The sequence below is a fragment of the Dialister sp. UBA1703 genome, from assembly GCA_002320515.1.
Classification (GTDB): domain Bacteria; phylum Bacillota; class Negativicutes; order Veillonellales; family Dialisteraceae; genus Dialister.
This window is the reverse complement of record DCJJ01000156.1, coordinates 1-19716: the sequence shown is the minus strand read 5'-3', so window position 1 is coordinate 19716 and position 19716 is coordinate 1. Positions and strand designations below refer to the sequence as shown.

At 52.2% G+C, this 19716-nt stretch carries 11 protein-coding genes and 3 tRNA genes; all 14 read left to right on the top strand.

Translation table 11 applies throughout. The annotated features are described in order from the left end of the window. Positions 1 to 191 precede the first annotated feature (191 nt). The 14 genes from rpsU (at position 192) to B2Y11_RS07020 (ending at position 19228) form a co-directional block, all read left to right on the top strand. Positions 192 to 368 (top strand): 30S ribosomal protein S21, encoded by a 177-nt coding sequence (gene rpsU, locus B2Y11_RS07075; protein ID WP_008858603.1) that lies wholly within the window; start codon positions 192 to 194, stop codon positions 366 to 368. A gap of 24 nt (positions 369 to 392) precedes the next feature. Further along, entirely contained in the window at positions 393 to 842 is a 450-nt protein-coding gene (locus tag B2Y11_RS07070; protein ID WP_291057700.1) for a GatB/YqeY domain-containing protein, read from the top strand. 170 nt (positions 843 to 1012) lie between these two features. Then, positions 1013 to 2908, top strand: a complete 1896-nt coding sequence (locus tag B2Y11_RS07065; RefSeq protein ID WP_291057698.1) for a glutamine synthetase — start codon at positions 1013 to 1015, stop codon at positions 2906 to 2908. Positions 2909 to 3145: 237 nt separating this feature from the next. Further along, positions 3146 to 5041, top strand: coding sequence for a glutamine synthetase (locus B2Y11_RS07060; RefSeq protein WP_291057696.1), 1896 nt, complete (start codon positions 3146 to 3148; stop codon positions 5039 to 5041). 994 nt (positions 5042 to 6035) lie between these two features. Then, positions 6036 to 12242, top strand: coding sequence for an ESPR-type extended signal peptide-containing protein (locus B2Y11_RS07055; RefSeq protein WP_291057694.1), 6207 nt, complete (start codon positions 6036 to 6038; stop codon positions 12240 to 12242). A gap of 29 nt (positions 12243 to 12271) precedes the next feature. After that, complete coding sequence (locus B2Y11_RS07050) at positions 12272 to 14059, top strand: YadA-like family protein (RefSeq protein ID WP_291057692.1); 1788 nt, start codon at positions 12272 to 12274, stop codon at positions 14057 to 14059. Positions 14060 to 14548: 489 nt separating this feature from the next. Further along, the gene (gene pepT / locus B2Y11_RS07045) at positions 14549 to 15793 is read left to right on the top strand and encodes a peptidase T (protein ID WP_291057690.1); all 1245 of its coding nucleotides are present in this window, start codon (positions 14549 to 14551) and stop codon (positions 15791 to 15793) included. A 594-nt stretch (positions 15794 to 16387) separates the two neighbouring features. Next, positions 16388 to 17701: an aminopeptidase C gene (locus tag B2Y11_RS07040; RefSeq protein ID WP_291057688.1), complete on the top strand. Its 1314-nt coding sequence runs from the start codon at positions 16388 to 16390 to the stop codon at positions 17699 to 17701. A 149-nt stretch (positions 17702 to 17850) separates the two neighbouring features. Further along, positions 17851 to 17922: a putative holin-like toxin gene (locus B2Y11_RS08800; protein ID WP_353888831.1), complete on the top strand. Its 72-nt coding sequence runs from the start codon at positions 17851 to 17853 to the stop codon at positions 17920 to 17922. A gap of 247 nt (positions 17923 to 18169) precedes the next feature. Continuing rightward, a complete protein-coding gene (locus tag B2Y11_RS08795; RefSeq protein ID WP_353888830.1) occupies positions 18170 to 18241 on the top strand; it encodes a putative holin-like toxin in 72 nt (23 codons plus the stop codon). A gap of 209 nt (positions 18242 to 18450) precedes the next feature. Then, a tRNA-Pro gene (locus tag B2Y11_RS07035) sits at positions 18451 to 18527 on the top strand. Positions 18528 to 18532: 5 nt separating this feature from the next. Then, positions 18533 to 18606, top strand: a tRNA-Gly gene (locus tag B2Y11_RS07030). Positions 18607 to 18722: 116 nt separating this feature from the next. Beyond that, positions 18723 to 18798 (top strand) — tRNA-Thr (locus B2Y11_RS07025). Between the two features lie 307 nt (positions 18799 to 19105). Then, on the top strand, positions 19106 to 19228 hold the full coding sequence (locus tag B2Y11_RS07020; protein WP_291057686.1) for a hypothetical protein: 123 nt from the start codon (positions 19106 to 19108) through the stop codon (positions 19226 to 19228). The last annotated feature ends 488 nt before the right edge of the window (positions 19229 to 19716 follow it).

Below are 19716 nucleotides of genomic sequence, written 5' to 3'. Positions count from 1 at the left end.
CCAGAGCTATACAGAAATACTGATAAAACCGAAGCCACGGAGATAGTAATCATCGACAGTCAAATGAATTACCGAGGAAAACTTGACACTTACCCTCTCAAAAAAATAAATTGACAGATAGGGCAATGTAATTTATAATTTATAAGTGTGCAATAGCACCCCATCAGTCTTATTGGGAGGGAGGGATATAGATGTCTGAGATCAAAGTTCAAAAGGGCGAATCTCTTGATAGTGCTCTTCGCAGATTTAAACGTTCCTGCCAAAAAGCCGGGGTTCTTTCTGAAGTAAGAAAACGTGAACATTATGAAAAGCCCAGCGTAAGACGTAAACTGAAATCTGAAGCCGCAAGAAAACGTAAGTATAAGTAATGACAGGTTGTAAGGTGATTAGTTTTGTCAATTAAAGAACAGCTTATGGCTGACATGAAGACAGCCATGAAAGCAAAAGAAGAAGGTAGGCTTGCTCTGAACACGATCCGCATGGCCCGTGCTCATATCCGGCAGGCTGAAATCGACGACGGACACGCTGACTTCAATGATGATCAGGTTCTTGCCGTTCTCCGGAAGGAAGTAAAGCAGAGGAAGGAAACCCTTGCTGAAATTGCCGGTTCCGGAAGAGAAGACCTGGTTAAACAGACCAAAGCGGAAATCGAAGTACTGGAAAAGTACCTGCCGGCAGAAATGTCTGCAGAAGAAGTAGAGAAGATTGTGAAAGAAACAATCGACGCTTTGGATCCTGGGCAGAGAAATATGGGTTCTGTGATGAAAGCGGTCATGGCAAAGCTCAAAGGCAAGGCAGACGGCAAGATGATCAATGGGATCGTCCGCAAACTGCTGGCCTGAGCAGAAAGGCTTGACAAAAGTAAGACACGTGGTGTATTCTTATTACATAAGTTCATATGCTGCGTCAAAGATGACTCATTCCTTAGGGAATGGGTCATTTTCTTTTGAAACACATAGGGATTTATAAATGTAAAAAAATGGAACGATTTAAGTCTATTAGGAGGACTCAAATGAACAAAGAATTGTTGTACTGCATTCCGGCCGGTCAATATGGTAAGGAAGGGGTTCTTTCCCTGTTGGCACAGCATCCGGAAATCCGGTTCGTGTCTCTGGTAGGCATCGATCTGGCAGGCAATGATACCGATGAAAAAATCCCCATCGAGATTTTCATGAAGGACTATGAAGATTTCTTTGCCGGCAAAGCTGTGCAGACAGACGGCTCTTCCGTAGTATTTATGAATATCGCCACCCTGAACGATGCCCGGGTGGACATGGTAGCCGACAGCACGGTGAACTGGTATGTGGATTATAACGATGATAATGTGATGGAAGAAACGGGACTTCCTGTAGGAACCCTTCGGATTCCCTGCTTCCTTATCCATAACGGCAAGTTTATTGATTCCCGTTCCATTCTTAAAAACTCCTGCGAATATGTGGCAAAAGAACTGAAAAAACTGCTTCTGGGTGCCCAGGTGAAGGGCATGGAAAACTTCCCCTTCTCTGAAATCCAGGATATCGTATTCACCACCGGCACGGAGCTTGAATTCTGGGTGAAGACACCCAGTGAAAAGGAAACGGTGCAGCACCTTTCCATTTCCCAGCGCCTCCAGGAACAGTACTGGCAGCGTATGCGCGGCAATGTCCGTACCGCCATGGAACAGACCATTGAAGAACTGGATGCCCGGGGCCTCCATGTAGAAATGGGCCATAAGGAAGTAGGGGGCATCAAGTCCAAAATCGACGACGATGGCCATATTTTCGACGTATGCGAACAGCTGGAACTGGACTGGCTCTTCTCCACCAACCCCCTGCAGGCAGCAGATAATGAACTGGAAGCCCGCATCGTGGTGCGTGAAGTCTTCCGCCGGAACGGCCTTGACGTATCCTTCCGTGCAAAACCGATTATCGGCGTAGCCGGCAGCGGCGAACATACCCATGTAGGTATTGCTGCCCTCCTGAAGAACGGCAAAACCATCAACCTTCTGGCGCCGGAAGACATGAAATCCGATTTCCTGTCCACCATCGGCTACGGATTCATTATGGGCATCCTTCATAACTATGAAGCCACCAACCCCTTCGTTTCCTCCACCACCGACGCCTTCAACCGTCTGAAACCGGGCTTTGAAGCACCGGTGTGCATCGTCACTTCCCTGGGCCATACGCCGGAAGTACCGTCCCGCAACCGCTCCATCCTCATGGGCCTTATCCGGGATATTGACAATCCGAAAGCTACGAGATTCGAGCTCCGCGCTCCGAACCCCTTTACCAATACCTACCTCTGCGTATCCTGCCTCTACCTCACCGCCCTGGACGGCATCGAATATGCCCTGAAATCCGGCAAGTCGGCAGCAGAACTTCTGGCAGAACTCTCCAAGAAACCGGGAGAAGACGCAGACTATCTGGAAAAAGACAGAGCCTACCGCTGCGAAGAAAACGTTTTCGAAGACTTCAGCGATGAAGAAAGGGACGCAGCCTTCGGCAAACCGCCGGCCACCGTCTGGGAAAACGTGAAGATTATGAAAGCCAATCCCGATAAAGTGGCAGCCCTCACCAGAGGGGGCACACTCTCCGAAAAGATTGTGGACTCCTTCCTGGCTTCCATCGTATACCGCTGGAAGAACGAGCTCATCGACCGGATTATCCCCGGCGTGGAAGCGGCAGTGAGAGGATACAAAAAACTGGATAATGATGATAAAATCGATGAAAGACGCTGGAAATCCATCAAAGCCAAAAGGGTGGAACTGGCCAAGGATCTGGACGATGAAAAATGCATCTGCACCAGGCTGAAAGAAGCGCTGGAAAAAGATGACTACGACACCGCTTCCGACCTGCAGCTGGAAATGATGAAAAAAGCCCAGGCCCTGGAAAAGGAATATCACGTGTACGCTCTGAACATCCTCGACTGATTCGATTTCATAAAGCTGAACATCAGGCCAATGATGACCCATTCCTACAAAGGATGGGTCATTTTCTATTTCCGAATATATAAAAAATCCATCTATATAGGAGGGAAAAATGATGAAGAACTGGAAAAAGAGGTATTTCTCATCAGTCCTGGGATTCCCGGAAATATATCCGTAGGGGGACAGTCCCGGACATGATTGCAAGGATATTCAAAATATTATTATTAGGAGGAATTCAAAATGAACAAGGACTTACTGTATTATATTCCCACCGGTGAATTTGGCAAAGAAGGCGTACTGGCACTTCTCAGAACCCATCCGGAAATCCGCTTCGTATCCCTGGTAGGCATCGACCTGGCAGGCAACGATACCGATGAAAAGGTACCGATTGAACTGTTCCTCAAGAACTACGACGACTTCTTCGCCGGCACCGCCGTACAGACTGACGGCTCCTCCGTAGTCCTCATGAACATCGCCACCCTGAACGATGCCCGGGTAGATATGGTGGCCGACCCCTCTGTGAACTGGTACATCGACTACAACGAAGACAATATTTACGATAATGGCCGTCCCGTAGGCACCCTCCGCATTCCATGCTTCCTCCTCCACAACGGCAAATTCATCGACTCCCGCTCCATTTTGAAAGACTCCTGTGCCTTCGTAGCTGCCAAGCTGAAAGGCCTCCTCGCCGGCGGCAGGAAAGTCAAGGGTATGGAAGACGTACCTTTCGATGACATCGCTGACATTGAATTCACCATCGGCACGGAACTGGAATTCTGGGTTAAGACCCCCAGTGAAAAAGAAACCATCCAGCACCTCTCCATTTCCCAGAGACTGCAGGAACAGTACTGGCAGAGAATGCGCGGCAACGTCCGTACCGCCATGGAAGAAGCCATCGAAGAACTGGACGCCCGCGGCATGAGCGTGGAAATGGGCCACAAAGAAGTGGGCGGGATCAAACCGAAAGTTGACGACGCCGGCCACACCGTAGACGTTTGCGAACAGTTGGAACTGGACTGGAGATTCTCCATGAACCCCCTCCAGGCAGCAGACAACGAACTGGAAGCCCGCATCATCATCCGTGAAGTATTCCGCAAATACGGCCTCGACGTTTCCTTCCAGGCAAAACCCATTATCGGCGTAGCCGGCAGCGGCGAACACACCCACGTAGGCATCTGCGCCACCCTGAAAAACGGCAAGACCATCAACCTCCTGGCTCCCACCGAAATGAAATCGGACTTCCTCTCCACCGTAGGCTATGGCTTCATCATGGGCATCCTGAAGAACTACGAAGCTACCAACCCCTTCGTTTCCTCCACCACCGACGCCTTCAACCGCCTGAAACCGGGCTTCGAAGCACCGGTCTGCATCGTCACCTCCCTGGGCCACAACCCCGAAGTTCCGTCTCGTAACAGAACCATCCTCATCGGCCTTGTCAGAGACATCGACAACCCGAAAGCCACCAGATTCGAACTCCGTGCACCGAACCCCTTCACCAACACCTACCTGGCAGCCTCCTGCCTCTTCCTCTCCGCCCTTGACGGCATCACCTACGCCGTAACATCAGACAAGACTCCGGCAGAACTCCTGGCAGAACTCTCCAAGAAACCGGGCGAAAAAGCAGACTACCTGGAAGAAGGCAGAGCCTATCGCTGCGAAGACAACGTATTCGAAGACTTCACCCAGGAAGAAAGAGACGCAGCCTTCGGCAAACCGCCGGCCACCGTTTGGGAAAACGTAAAGACCATGAAAGCCAATCCCGACAAAGTGGCAGTCATCGAAGCAGGCGGCACCTTGAGCGCCACCATCGTAGACTCCTTCGTAGCCTCCATCGTATACCGCTGGAAGAACGAACTCATCGACCGCATCATCCCGGCCACCGAAGCCCTGGTCAAAGGCTTCAAAAAACTCCCAAGCGAAGACGAACTGGACGAAGAACGCTGGGCAGACATCCTTGATAAGAAATACGAACTCATCAAAGACACCAAGACAGGCAAGTCCCTCTGCACCAAACTGAAAGACGCCCTCGAAGCCGATGACTATGACACCGCCTCCGACCTGCAGATCGAAATCAGCAAGAAAGCAGAAGCCCTCGAAAAAGAATACAGCGTATACGCCCTCAACATCGTAGGCTGATACAGGAAATCAAAAAAGACTGTGAAGAAAGGTCAATCATTTCTTCGCAGTCTTTTTTACTGTCATATGATGATATGCGGCCCGCCGCTATCGTCATCTCGAGCGGGGGAACGTGCCGGTATGGATGGCAAAACCTTTAGTAACTATTGATACGCAGAGCCGAGAGATCTCCTGCCCCAATGTTCTCTGTACCATCAAGGAGTGAGATTTCTCCACTCTGTGGAGACTCTGCATAGAGTTTCCAAGTCAGCCGAAGTTGGCCTCTAGCCTGCACAATAAGAGGCTTTCCTATTGGCGGCTGACCGGCTACGGTCGAAATGACGAGGCGGAGTGGCGTTTCTGTCATTTGAGGAGTGAGATTTCTCCGTTCTGCCCTTTCAGTGGAAGAAGCGGGAATAGGGGCAGGGACCGCCAGCTATTATCTCCATAAAAGTAAATTTTATGAATGAGTAATTGCTCTTTGAGCATAAAAGACATAAATTGTTACGTTATAAAAGCTAATACATTGATTCACTCGCGTTTTAATGCTATCCTTAACGCAAAGGATAGCATTGATTCATCCTTCAGGGAAGCTTCGATTCTTGGCGCGCTGATTGTATTCCGGTATTTGTATGCATGAAGAAAACAGGATGACGAAAACTGTCGGTTTTGTCAGAAATCCCAAAGCATTGGGGTGCATACAGATTTCTGTGAAATCAAATGCTTTGAATCCATGACCCTTCCCGAGACAGTGGAGTCTATAAATACGCAGGAACTGAAGCCGGAAGGGGCGCCGGCTTCGTTCCTGCTTTTTGTATGCAAAAAGTAATCAAAGGTAAATAACTTCATCTCTTTCATAACAATATAAAAGTAAAAAGGAGATTATTATCGGAAGACTACGGGTATCAGTCAGCAAAGCAGAGAAATACATATATCTGATTGAATAAAAAAAACACGGCTTTGTCATAGGATTTTCTCCATGACAGGCGTGAGTCACTTTAATGGAGGAGATAGAATGAATAAAATATTTAAAATCATTTTCAGTAAAGCACGAGGCTGCTACGTAGTAGTTTCGGAACTGGCCAAATCCAGCGGGAGTGGTACTCCAGCTCCCAAAATAAGAAGAGAATATGGACGAACTTTAACTGCTGCTGTCATGGCGGCACTGATGGGCATGGCATTTGTAGGAGCTGCGGATATAACCACAGTTCATGATTACAGCGTCAACTCTGTAAAGACGGATACCGATACCAACTATAGTAACGGCGGCGCTCAGGGCAGCAATGCTCTTGCCGCCGGCGTCAGCGCCAAGTCTACGGGTGAAAACGCTGTTGCCATAGGCTATGGTGCCAAGGCTGACGGCTATGGCGCTACGGTCATAGGCCAGTACGGTACGGCAATGGGCCGGTATGCCCTGGCTTTTGGCGGCCAGCAAACGGATACTACTGCCGAGCAGGCCAACAACGTGGCCAGCGGGGACAATGCGGTATCCTTCGGGGAACGGACCACGGCTTCCGGGGCTAATGCCACTTCTTTTGGCTGGCAGACCACGGCCAAGGAGAAACGGGCCACCGCCTTTGGGGAACGTACCACCACATCCGGTGCCAACTCCACGGCTTTTGGCCAGTTGGCAACAGCTTCCGGGCAGAATTCCACGGCCTTTGGCAATGAAGCCAGGGCCAACAATTATGGTTCCACTGCCTTCGGCAACCGTACGGAAGCCCTGGGCGAATATTCCACCGCTTTTGGCAACAGCACCGTGGCCGCTGGCATGAACACCGTAGCTTTTGGCACCGACAACGTAGCCGGTGCAGTATTGGATGATAACGGTGCCTATACCAACATCATCTACAAGACCAATGCCAAAGGCCGTGTGGTCAAAGACGAGAACGGCAATCCCATCGAACTTTCCCGGGAAAAGATGGACGCCCGGGGAAATCTGGCCTATACGGATGGCAGCAGCCATACAAAATCCGTAACCTACACCGTACCCGGCGGCGAGACGCATAACTATGTGCTGCTGCAGGGGGATGACGGTAATACCTATATTCGTGACTATCGCGGCGATATCCGCTCTGCCACTATTGGAACCGACGGTAAAGTGACAGTCGGTGATACGGCTCTTACGAACGTAACGCTGAAAAAGGCCAACGCCGGTGCCAATGGCTATCATATCCTGAGCAATGCCAATGCCACCGTCTGGGGCGAAAACAGCATTGCTTCCGGCGAAGCCTCCACGGCCTTTGGTGTTAGCTCCATCGCCGCCGCCAAGAACTCTCTGGCCGCCCTGGGCGGCAGTGTGTCGGCTACAGCCACCAATGCCGCCGCCATTGGCAAGGACGCCCAGGCGACACTGGAGGATAGCGTGGCCCTGGGCAGCGGGGCAGTGGCAGACCGCAAGAGCGGAGCCAAGGGCTATGATATGCTGACGAAGGGAGATACCACCAATAAATCTACGGCGTGGGTTTCCAGTGCTAATGCTATCGCTGTCGGCAACGGCAGCACCTTGACTCGCCAGATCACCGGCGTGGCTGCAGGTTCCCAGGATACGGATGCCGTCAATGTGGCCCAGCTCAAGGCAGCGGGTTTCAAAGTCACCACCCAGAACGATGGCAGTATTTCCAGCTCCATCCTCAACGGCGATACCCTGGACTTCGAGGGCAAGGACAATGCCATTGTCTCCACGTCCAAGGACAGCAAGACCATTACTGTGGCCGTCAGCAAGACTCCGACCTTTGACAGTGCTACCTTCTACAATCCCAATCCATCCGAAGGACAGAACAATGAAAAAGTGACCATTTCTAATGGCCATATCAGCACCTACAACAAGGATCAGCAGGAAAGAGCTGTAATTGGTACGGATAATCAGGGCAGCGGCACACTTCATTTGATTAACAACGACTTGTCCCAGGTTCATGTATACACCCAGAACTCTAAGGAACATGGCAACGATGGTATCACCCGTATGTACTATATTTCCTCTTCCGGCAACGGCGGCGAAATCCAGGGCGTCCACACCATTGCTGTACTCGACGATGGCATCAATTACGCCGGCGATAATGTGAAGCCGAACACGCAGGAGAAAGTGGTGGTGAAGCACAAGCTGAATTCCACCATGGACGTTACCGGCGGTGCGGATACCAATAATCTGTCCGACAACAATATCGGCGTCGTGGCCACTCCGGCTGTGGAAGACGACAAGGGCAACATTACCCAGAAGGGCAAGCTCGAGATCAAGCTCAACCGGGATGTCACGGGCCTCAACACGGTCACGGCCGGCACGGCCAAAATCGGCCATACGGACGCAGGCACGCTCAAGACTACCCAGAACGGCGCTGAGACCGGTAAGTATGCCGATGCAGGCGACTATGTCACGGGCCTGACCAACACGAAGTGGGATACAAAGAGTCCGGAGTATGTCAGCGGTCGTGCAGCGACCGAAGATGAGCTGGCAACGGTATCCGGTGATGTGACGACCAATGCCAGTAACATCACTAACAACGCTACCAATATCAAGAATAACGCAGATACCATTGCCAAGGGCCTGAGCTTTACCACCAATACAAAGGATGCAAATAACACCTCGGACAACTACAAGGGTTATAAGGTCGTGAACCGCCAGCTTGGCGATACGATCTCCATCAAGGCAAACGATGCGGATACTTCGCGTCATTATGCCACCACGAACCTGACCACGGAGATTGCCAACAATGGGGATATCACCATCAAGATGGATGAGAACCCGACGTTCAACATTGTCACAGCTACCAGCGTCAACCTGAGCCCGAAGGATACCACCACCAAGGACCAGGCAGGCAATACCGCCTCTGCCCGGTTGGATGCCCATTACCGGGATGCCAGTCTGAATCCAAACAAAAACGTCACCATGGCCGATGGCAGCACCGGCATGGTCCGCCTCCACTACCATGACGGCGAAGGTATCATCCACGACCTGGCCACCATGGATGACGGCCAGATCTATGCCGGCGACATCAAGACCGGCGGTACGAAAGATACTACCGGCTTTGGTCGCAAGATGAACGAAAAGACCACCATCAACGGCGGCGTAACTGATAAAGACAATCTCACTGATAACAACATCGGCGTCGTCTCCAATGGCACCAACACCCTGACGGTGAAACTGGCCAAGAACCTCAAAGACCTGCAGTCCGTCCAGACAGGCAAGACTACCATGGATGACAAGGGCCTGACCATCAGGAAATCAGACGATGACAGCAGCAAAAATGTGATTGTCCTGGGAGACAAGGTAGCCTTTGGAGATAACCAGGTCAACAATATGGGCAGTGGTGCCTCTAAAATCACGGAAGATGACAAGGGAAATAAGACTTACGAATATAATACGCTCAGCAATGGCGCCAATATCGGCGATGTGAAGAATATCGCCAGCAGCACCGTCCAGCCGGTGATCGACACAGTGAACAAGGGCTGGGAGCTGGATGTGAACGGCAAGAAACAGAAAGCCGTGACACCGGACAGCCCGAAGGTCAATCTTATCCAGGGCCAGAACATCACCATTGCCGGTGATAAAGACAACGCGGATAACGTGACCATTGCCACCGCCAACGATGTGCGGTTCAATACCGTGCGGGTAGGCGGAGCCAAGACCGGTACCACCTACAGCGGCGGCATCGTGATTGGCAAACAGTCTGGGGGAGACAGTGCCAACCCGGATGAAAATGATTACATTACAGGGTTAAAGAACACCAACTGGGACAGCAACAAAATCCAGAGCGGCCGTGCGGCTACGGAAGACCAGCTGAAAAAAGTCGCGGACGACATTAAGCAGGGTACCGTTGCCGATGATGTATACGTTACTGGCGGGGAAGTGGCCTATCACACTGATGGCGGTAGCGACAATGGTCAGCCTACGGTCAATGATGGTACGGGAAAACTTACCCTGACAGAAAACCATAAGACCTCAAATATTGAAATCACTGGCCTTCACGACTATTATGTGACAAATGGAACGGTAACTGATGATGGGAAGACACTGGAACTGACCCGGAATGACAGGGATGAAAAAAGCAATCCCCAAAAGATTTCCATCGATTTGGGCAATGTACTGAAACATGATCTCCATCTGGTGCAGAACCCGGTAGCTGGTTCCGATGGCAAGTATACGGTTGATACGAAAAACGGTACAGTGACTCTGAGGGTCCAGAATGGGGATGGAACGGATGCCAGCGACATCACCATCGGCGGCTTTGAAGGACTGGGCAAAGTTCTCCAGTTCGGCGCCAACAAGATGGCGAAAGATGGCGGCGGCAACCCGGTGACCAACCAGCTGGGCAGCACCATCAATGTCATCGGTGCCGGTACGAAGAATCTGCAGGACTATTCCGGCAAGAACCTGCTGACTTCTGTGGAACAGGATGCAGATGGCAATACCACCATCCATGTGCTCATGGACAGGAATATCTCTGCTGACGGCGTCACCGTGGGTCAGGCAGGCAAGGATGGTGTAGCCGGTGCGGATGGCGAAGTCGGCCAGGCCGGCACCATCGGCATCAACGGCAAGAATGGTGTGAAAGGTGAGAATGGCAAAGAAGGCATTACCACCACCATCATCCGCACCGAAAAAGGCCAGCCCGGTGAAAACGGGGCCACTGGCAAACCCGGCGTGGATGGCAAGGACATCACCCGCATCGTTTACCAGAACGACCAGGATAAAGTAGATGGTAAGGATGGCAGCCATACCGTAGCCACCTTGGACGACGGATTGAAATTTTCTGGCGACGACAACAAAGTCATCACCAAGAAGCTCAATGAACAGCTCCAGTTCGTAGGCGGTGCAGATAAGAGCAAGCTGACAGAGAACAATATCGGCATCAATGAGCTGGAAGATGGCAAACTGACCATCCAGCTGGTCAATACGCCCAACTTGGGAGAAAACGGCAATCTGACCGCCGGAAAAGCCCAGATCGGCTGGTTTGCCGGAGATACCCTGGATATGACCAGGGATGGCACCAATCCTTCCGGCAACAAGGCCGGAGCCGGCAGCTATGCAACGGGCCTGTCTAACACGGACTGGAATGTAACGAATCCGGAATACGTCAGCGGCCGGGCGGCTACGGAAGACCAGCTGGCCAAGGTCAGCAAAGCCATCGGCAATGCCACCACTGCCGCCGGCAAGCGCACCGTGGTTACAGTGAACGACAAGTCCAACCCCGCCGAAGCTACTCCAAGCGCCACGGTCGGCGCATACGGCGACTATGATTCCACCGGCGGCAACCTGATGATTGCGGCTAAGAAAGACAGCGATGGCGTGCTGACCTACAACATCAAGCTCAACGACCAGCTGGCCATCGGCCAGAAGGGCGAGCCGGGTGTGGACGGTAAAGACGGCAAAGTCACTGTGGAAACCAAGGGCGGCACCACCGTTGTCATCGGCCACGATGGCGAGCCGGGCAAAGATGGCAAAGACGGCCTCTTCGTCACCAGTAAGGATGGCGCAGACGGCGTTTCCATCACCGGCCCGAACGGCGCTGACGGAACTGACGGCAAAGTCGGCATTTCCGGAACGGACGGCAAAGATGCGGTCTCCATTTCCGGCCATAACGGTGAAGGCCATATCGGCCTGACCGGCCCGAAGGGTGCTGACGGTACGCCGGGCAAGGATGGTATCTCCATCGACATCACGACGGACCTCAAAGCCCCGACGCTGGATAGTACGAAGAATGTATCGACTACTGTCAAGGACTCCAGTGGCAAGGAAACGATCATTGAGCAGGCTCCGCGCATCCAGTACAAGAGCGGCGACAACACCTATGAAGTCGCTACCATGGATGACGGTCTGAAGTTCGTTGGTAATGACGACCAGGAAGTCACCCGGAAGCTGAATGAAACGTTATCCATTAAAGGAGGATTGGATAAAGACGCTGTAGCCAAGGCATCCACCAAGAATCTGGGTGTCCGCCAGAATGCAACCAAAGATGGTCTGGAAATCGTCATGACCGATACCCCGGACTTCACCAAAGTCACGGTGGGCGGTGACACGAAAATCACCATTGGCGGACAGACTAATTCTGATACCAAAAATCCGGCCAACGGCAACTATATCACCGGTCTTGATAACACCAAGTGGGATAAGGATCATGTGACGGAAAACCGTGCCGCCACGGAAGGCCAGCTCCGCGATATTGCCGGGTCCATCACGAATCAGACACAGGGCGGCGGTTTTGCGCTGACCGTTTTGCGCTGACCTCTGATGAAAAAGGCGATGATAAGATTGTGAAACAGGACCTCGGCAAGGCCATCCAGATCAAGGGCAATACCACTTACAAAACTGATGGGTCTGTAGAAAAAGCAGGCAACATCAAGACCTCCATTGACAACGGCGCCATCAAAGTGGGATTGAACAAAGATGTGGATCTTGGTAATGACGGCAGTGTCAAAGCCGGGAACACCACCATCAATCAGAATGGAGTGGATACCAACAAGGTGAAAGTCGGTGACATCACCATTACGAATCAGGGTATCAACGGCGGATCCAAGCAGATCACCAACATCGCCAGCGGCATCGATGGGAAACAGTATGCCGATGCCGGCGACAACAATGCGGCCAGCATCGGGGATGTGAAGCAGCTGGCCCAGCAGGAAGCTCAGGCTTCTGCGGCCAGGAACGGCAAGAACATCACCGTGAATGATGACCATACGGTGAACCTGAACGATGATATCACCCTGGGCGACGATCCCAATAAGCAGGTGGCCATCCATGGCTCCAATGGCCAGGTGACCATCGGTTCCGGAGACAAGACCCTGACCCTGGGCCAACAGGCCAATGGGGCTGGGGACAAGAACCCGGCCACGGGCAATTTCCTGAACGGCCTGGACAACAGGAACTGGGATGGTGAACACATCCAGAACGGCCGGGCCGCCACGGAAGACCAGCTGAAGACGGTCAGCGACAAGGTGAAGAGCGGCCGGGTCTTCCAGGGCGATGATGGCCAGGATGTGACCGTAGGCCTGGGCGATACCCTGAAGATCCAGGGCGGTGCCAAGGATGTAAGCAGTGATAACAATATCGGTATCGTAAAAGACGCCGATGATACGCTGAACGTCCGTCTGGCCAAAGACCTGACAGGTCTCACTAGCGTCACCACGGGCAACACGACTATTAACAACGGTGGCCTCACCATCCATACCGGCGATGCCAGCCGCAATATCACCGTTCAGGACGGCAATGTCAACATGGGCGGCAACCAGATTCACCATGTGGCACCGGGCCAGGCGCCGGATGATGCAGTCAATGTGAGCCAGCTGAATGCTACGAATTACGCAGTGAACAAGCTGGATACCCGGGTGAACCGTGTGGGCGCCAATGCGGCAGCTCTGGCGGCTCTCCATCCGCTGGACTTTGATCCTGATGACAAATGGGACTTTTCCGCCGGCTACGGCCATTACAAGGATGCCAATGCAGCTGCAGTAGGTGCATTCTATCGGCCTAACGAGGACACCATGTTCAGCGTGGGCGGCTCCTTCGGTGGCGGTGAAAATATGGTGAATGCCGGCGTCAGTGTGAAACTGGGCCAGGGCAACCATGTGTCCACCTCCCGGGTGGCCATGGCCAAGGAAATCAAGGATCTCAAAAAGGACGTGGCTGCCTTGAAAGCTGTGGTGAACCAGCAGAGCGCCCTTATTGATAAGCTTACCGGCGTTAATGCCGGTGAGCTCTCCGGCAGTGACGATCTCTTCCCTGATGTACCGGCCAACCACTGGGCCTATGAGTATGTCACTCGGCTGAGACAGGCCGGCATTCTCACCGGCTATCCTGACGGGAACTTCGCCGGCGACCGCATGATGACCCGCTATGAATTCGCAGCCATTGTGTACCGGGCCATTATGGCCGGCGCCGCTGCTAATCCGTCCCTGAACAAGGACGGCACCCTGGACAGGCTGGCCAAAGAATTCAGCAGCGAAATGAAGTATATCCGCATTGATACCATCCGCAAGGATAGAAATGGCAGACCCACCATCCAGCGCGTAAGGGTTATCAAAGAGGATGAAAAGGAAAAATAACTGTTTCCCCAAAAAGCTCCGCTCCGCGGGGCTTTTTGCGTGGAAGGCAGGAAGAAAAGCACGTAACGTTAGGCTCCTTCCCTAGGAAGGAGCTGCCCGAAAGGGCTGAGGATAGGTCCGTATTTTTTAGCAAAAGAACTGACGCTGTTCCTTCGGCGCCTACGGTGCCACCGACGGCCGGGCATTAAGGTGTTCGCTTTATGTGCAGGCTATGCTCACATATTAGCCCGGCTCAGAAGCCCTCTGCAGGGCTTCTGCCTTCCAGGGGAAGGGGCTATAAACTGCGGCGGAGCCGCCACCTTCCCCTCTGAACCTTTTGAACCCTCTGAACCCTCTGAACCCTCAGCGCCAAAGGCGCTGTCCAATGGCCGCCACCACAACCCTCGGGGCGAAGCCCCGTCAANNNAGGGGGCGCCTGCAGGCGCCCCCTTTGCAGTTCCCTCCTGTTTGGTATATGATGGATGCAAATAAAAATAAGAGGTGGTACCTTTGGAATTAGATACAGAAAAGATTTTGAAACGGTTTGAGGATTATGTTTCCTATAACACCCAGTCCGACGAGGACAATGACCAGGTGTACCCCAGTACGCCGGGGCAGATGGTGCTGGCCCGTCATTTGAAGGAGGAGCTGGAGCAGCTGGGGCTGACAGAGGTGAGTCTGGATGAAAACGGCTATGTCATGGCCACCCTTCCGGCTAACGGCGCAGAGGGCAGTGTGGTAGGTTTCATTTCCCACATGGATACCAGCCCCGATGCTCCCGGTGGTCCCATCAAAAGCCGGGTGGTTCATGACTATGACGGGAAGGATATCTGCCTGAATGAGGAAAAGAACATCCTCTTTTCGACGAAGGATTTCCCGGAAATTTTGAAATACAAAGGCCAGGATATCATCGTCACCGACGGCACCACCCTTTTGGGAGCTGATGACAAGGCGGGGGTGACGGCTATTGTGAGCGCCATGGAGTACCTTCTGGCCCATCCGGAGATAAAGCACGGGAAAATCCGCATCGCCTTCACGCCGGATGAGGAAACGGGCCGCAGCCCCCTTCGTTTTGATGTGAAGAAATTTGGCGCTGACTTTGCCTATACCATTGATGGCGGCGAAATCGGCGGTCTGGAGTATGAAAATTTCAATGTCGCCAATCCGGTGGTGGTGATTCACGGCCGGAGCGTCCATACGGGAGACGCCAAGGGCAAAATGGTGAATGCCATTTCCATTGCTTCTGAGTGGCAGTCCCTGCTGCCGGAAGGGGAGAAACCGGAATGCACGGAAGGCCGGGAAGGCTTCTTTCATGTCTATAAAATCAGCGGCTCTGTGGAGGAATGCAGGCTGGATATGCTGGTCCGTGACCATGACCGGGCGAAATTTGAAAAGAGGAAACAGTATCTGCTGCGCATGGCCGATTTCCTGAATGAGAAATACGAAAAAGGCACGGTGGAAGTGACACTTCATGATGTGTATTTCAATATGCTTGACATTATCCGGGACGGCCACATGGATATTGTGGAGCTGGCCAGAAAGTCCATGAAAAAAGTGGGCGTCACGCCGGTGGAACTTCCCATCCGCGGCGGTACCGACGGTGCCCAGCTTTCCTTCAAGGGCCTGCCCTGCCCGAACATCTTCACCGGCGGTGCCAACTTCCACAGCCGCTTCGAATACCTGCCCATACCTTCGCTGTTAAAGGCTTGTGAAACGGTCATCGAAATCGCCTGCCACGGGTGGGAAATCAGGTAAATCAGTGAACTGGTGGGCTGGTGGGCTGGTGGGCTGGTGAGCTGGTGAGCTAGTGACTTCTCAACTGATCGTGCCGCCCTTTAAGTGACACTCTCTTACTGGGGAAGGATAATATAGCACTCCGTCATGCAGAACTGGTAACACAAACGCAAATCCCGTAACGTCTTGCGTCCCCTTTAGGGTGGCAAGGGAACTGGATTCGTAGGGGAGTGAAGCAACCTGAGAATCCAGTGACATGCTTTTCCATGAAGAAGAGGACTGCGGAGCGGCGCAGGGGCGTAGGAGGCTGTAAGTCGGATTGACACTCTATGCTGGCGTGACCGCCAAACGGCTCCTTCCTGCCGACTGGTATTTGTCTCATATGCTTAAACTACCGAGATCCTTCGCTGGCGCTCAGGATGACAAGTGGGAGGCAGGAAGGATAGCACGTAACGCTGATTATAAAACTCATCGCCCCCTAAAGGGGAAACGACTCACTACATTTTGCGCGTCGCTAGCGCTCCTTCAAAATGTGTTCGCTGTGCACCGTAAGGCCGATACCACAACCCTATGAACCATCTGAATCCGGGCCGCAAAGCGGCCCAAAGGAGGAATATGATGAAAGATATTTCAGATACCCTGCTTCAGACATTTCGTCAATCCTATGAAGCAGATAAAAATGCCCAGGTGCTGCATGGCACTCTGGCGAAGACGGATATGATGAATCTGGCCTATCATCCTGGGAAGGGAGCGGCCCTGAAAGGGGCCTTCACAATGGAAGTGAAGACCCGGGGGATTACGGCCCAGGAACAGTCTGGGCGCTGCTGGCTCTTTGCGGCGCTGAACATTCTCAGGGAAAAGGTGGCAGAAAAGTGCCATCTGGATCAGTTTGAGCTGTCCCAGAATTACCTTTCCTTCTATGACAAGCTGGAGAAAGCGAACAATTTCCTTGAAATGGTGATTGCAAATGCAGATGCGCCGGTGAAGGGACAGCTTATGCAGTATGTGCTCCGCGGCATGAGCGACGGCGGCTACTGGACGGAAGCGGCGGATCTGGTGGAAAAGTACGGTGTGGTGCCTAAGCAGGTGCAGCCGGAAACCTATCAGTCCGGCCATACTGACCGTTTCGTTTCTACGCTGAACCGGCTCCTCCGTAAAGATGCCATGGAACTCCGGGAGCTGGTGAAGACAGGAAAAGACCCCTATGCCAGAAAGGCGGAAATGCTGGAAGAGGTGTACCGGGCAGAATGCATCGCCTTCGGTGAACCGGTGAGGACATTTGATTTCACCTACAGGGATAAGGACAACAATTTCCATGAGGACCGGGGCCTCACGCCGCTGGAATTCTACAGGAAATATGTGGGCATTTCCCTGAAGGATTACATGGCGGTCATCAATGAGCCCACCTTTGACAAGCCCCTGGGCCGGGTCATTGCATTCCATGGGGTGGAAAACATGGTGGGCCGGGACATGCGGGGCCTGAATCTCACCGGCCATGACATGGAAGACCTCTGCGTGAAGCAGCTCAAGGCCGGCGAAGCGGTATGGTTTGCCTGCGATGCCGGTGCGGCAGGCGCCAGAAAAGAAGGGGTGTGGGATCCGGAAAGCGTGAGGTATGAAGACCTGCTGGGCGGTTTCTCCATGGACATGGAAAAAGGAAAGCGCCTCGAATACGGTGCCAGCTCCGCCACCCACGCCATGCTTATCACCGGTGTGCACTTGGATGAAAAAGGAAATCCGGACCGCTGGAAAATCGAAAACTCCTGGGGCAAGGACGTGGGGGACAACGGGTACTTTGTGTGCTCAGAAGCCTATTTCCGGGATTTCGTGTATGAAGCAGTGATTCTGAAAAAGCATTTCACTGAAGACCAGCAGAAAATGATGGAACTGGAACCGGTATATATCAACGCCTGGGATGAAGACTATTAAAATCAAAATCCCGGAGGGCCCTGTCGGGGAGCTCCGGGATTTTTCTTTGGTAAAATGTTTTGTAATGGTATAATAACGATGGCGAGGCAGCTCTTTGCATTGCGCGGCTTTTATTCCCCTCAAAATGAAAATGGAGAGGGGGTGGCACTATGAATATGTACGAAACATTATCTCTGATGATTGCTTTCGGAATCTTAGTCGCCACAATCATGTCTAAATAAGGCATGAAAAAAGCCTACCCATAGGCTTAAGGAGGCTTTCTTCAATCTTACAAACTTGAGGGAGCCGTTTCCTTCTGGCCAAGGAATATGCAACGGCTGTCTCGCTATCGTTATTATACCACAGGTTGAAATAAAAAATACAAGAACATTATTTCTTTATCATATGATATAATCGTTTATGGTGAGACAGCTGGCTTATATTGCACGGCTTTACCCCTCAAAATGAAAGTGGAGAGGGGGTGGCACTATGAATATGTACGAAGCATTATCTCTGATGATTGCTTTCGGAATTCTTGTTGCCACAATCATGTCTAAGTAATTAGTGCATGAAAAAAGCCTGTCCAGGCTGCGGGAAGGCTTTCTTCAAATACTACAAATATTGAGGGAGCCGTTTCCTCGCCAAGGAATATATAAACGGCTGTCTCACTGCTATTATTATACCACAGGCTGAAAAGAAAACATAAAGATATTTTTTCTAAAAAGTCCATTGACAGAATAGGGGACTGCTGGTATAATCAATTACGTTGTCGGGGCATAGCGCAGTTTGGTAGCGCACTTGGTTCGGGACCAAGGGGTCGCAGGTTCAAATCCTGCTGCTCCGACCATTTATGCGGGTGTAGCTCAATGGTAGAGCGCCAGCCTTCCAAGCTGGTTACGAGGGTTCGATTCCCTTCACCCGCTCCATTTTTTATCCGCGGTGGGCGGATTTTTTTATTTAGAAAAATAGGAGCTCAGCGGAACTGCGAAAGAAAATTCAGTTTGACAAACAGGGGCTACTCCTGTAATATATATATGTCCATGCCGGTATAGCTCAGCTGGTAGAGCGGCGCATTCGTAATGCGTAGGTCGCAGGTTCAAATCCTGTTGCCGGCTCCATGAAATAAAAAGCCTAGAATTTATCGATACAATCGGTTCATTCTAGGCTTTTGGCGTTCATGTGGGGAGAAAGGGAAAGCACATAACGCAGCCCTTCCTTTGGAAGGAGCTGCCCGACAGGGCTGAGGATAGGCCTTTGCGCAGCAAAGGCGCCGCCATTGGCGGCTATTCACGAAAGAGTCAAATCAGGAGGCTGTGAAGAAATGATTGAACATTTTTTCACAGTCCTGGCCGCCTGCGGCGGCCTCCCCCTTCCACCACTACGTGGTCCCCCACCCCCCCCGAGTGCGGGGGGGTGGGCAAGTTTATGGAGGAAAAAGGAACCGCGTCACTACATCCCTTGCCCACCCCTGTTTCAGGGGAAGGTGGCGAGTGCAGCGAGCCGGAAGGGGTCAGCCGCAAGGCGGCCTTCCTGCTGACCGGTATTTAATGCCATTTGTCTCATATGCTCCGTACTGTGCGCATTCTGTATAGAATGCGCAAGTCGGCTAAAGTTGGCCCTTAGTCTGCCCATAAAAGGGCCTTCCTTTTAACTGGTCGACCGTCGATCCTTCGCTGGCGCTCAGGATGACAGTGAGAGGCAGGAAGGATAGCACGTAACGCTGATTTTATATGTATCGTCCGAAGGGCGATTCCATAACCCTCAGCGGCGCAGCCGCTGTTAAACCTGAGAACCCTCAAGGCCTTCGGCGAAGCCCTGTTTAATTTCGGGCCTTATGGGCCCGCCCCCCTTTGGTGGCTGACGCCACCACCTTCGCCACGATGTGAAGCGTGTCACACGATTCTCAGGTCGCTAGGGAAGCGCTGATTAAATCGTTATCGGATTTCATTCTTGAATTTTTATTCAATGCAAGGAATAAGTCGACGCGAATAGCAAGCTATTTAAGGAAACTTATGAGGTCGATTGGATAAAAATTC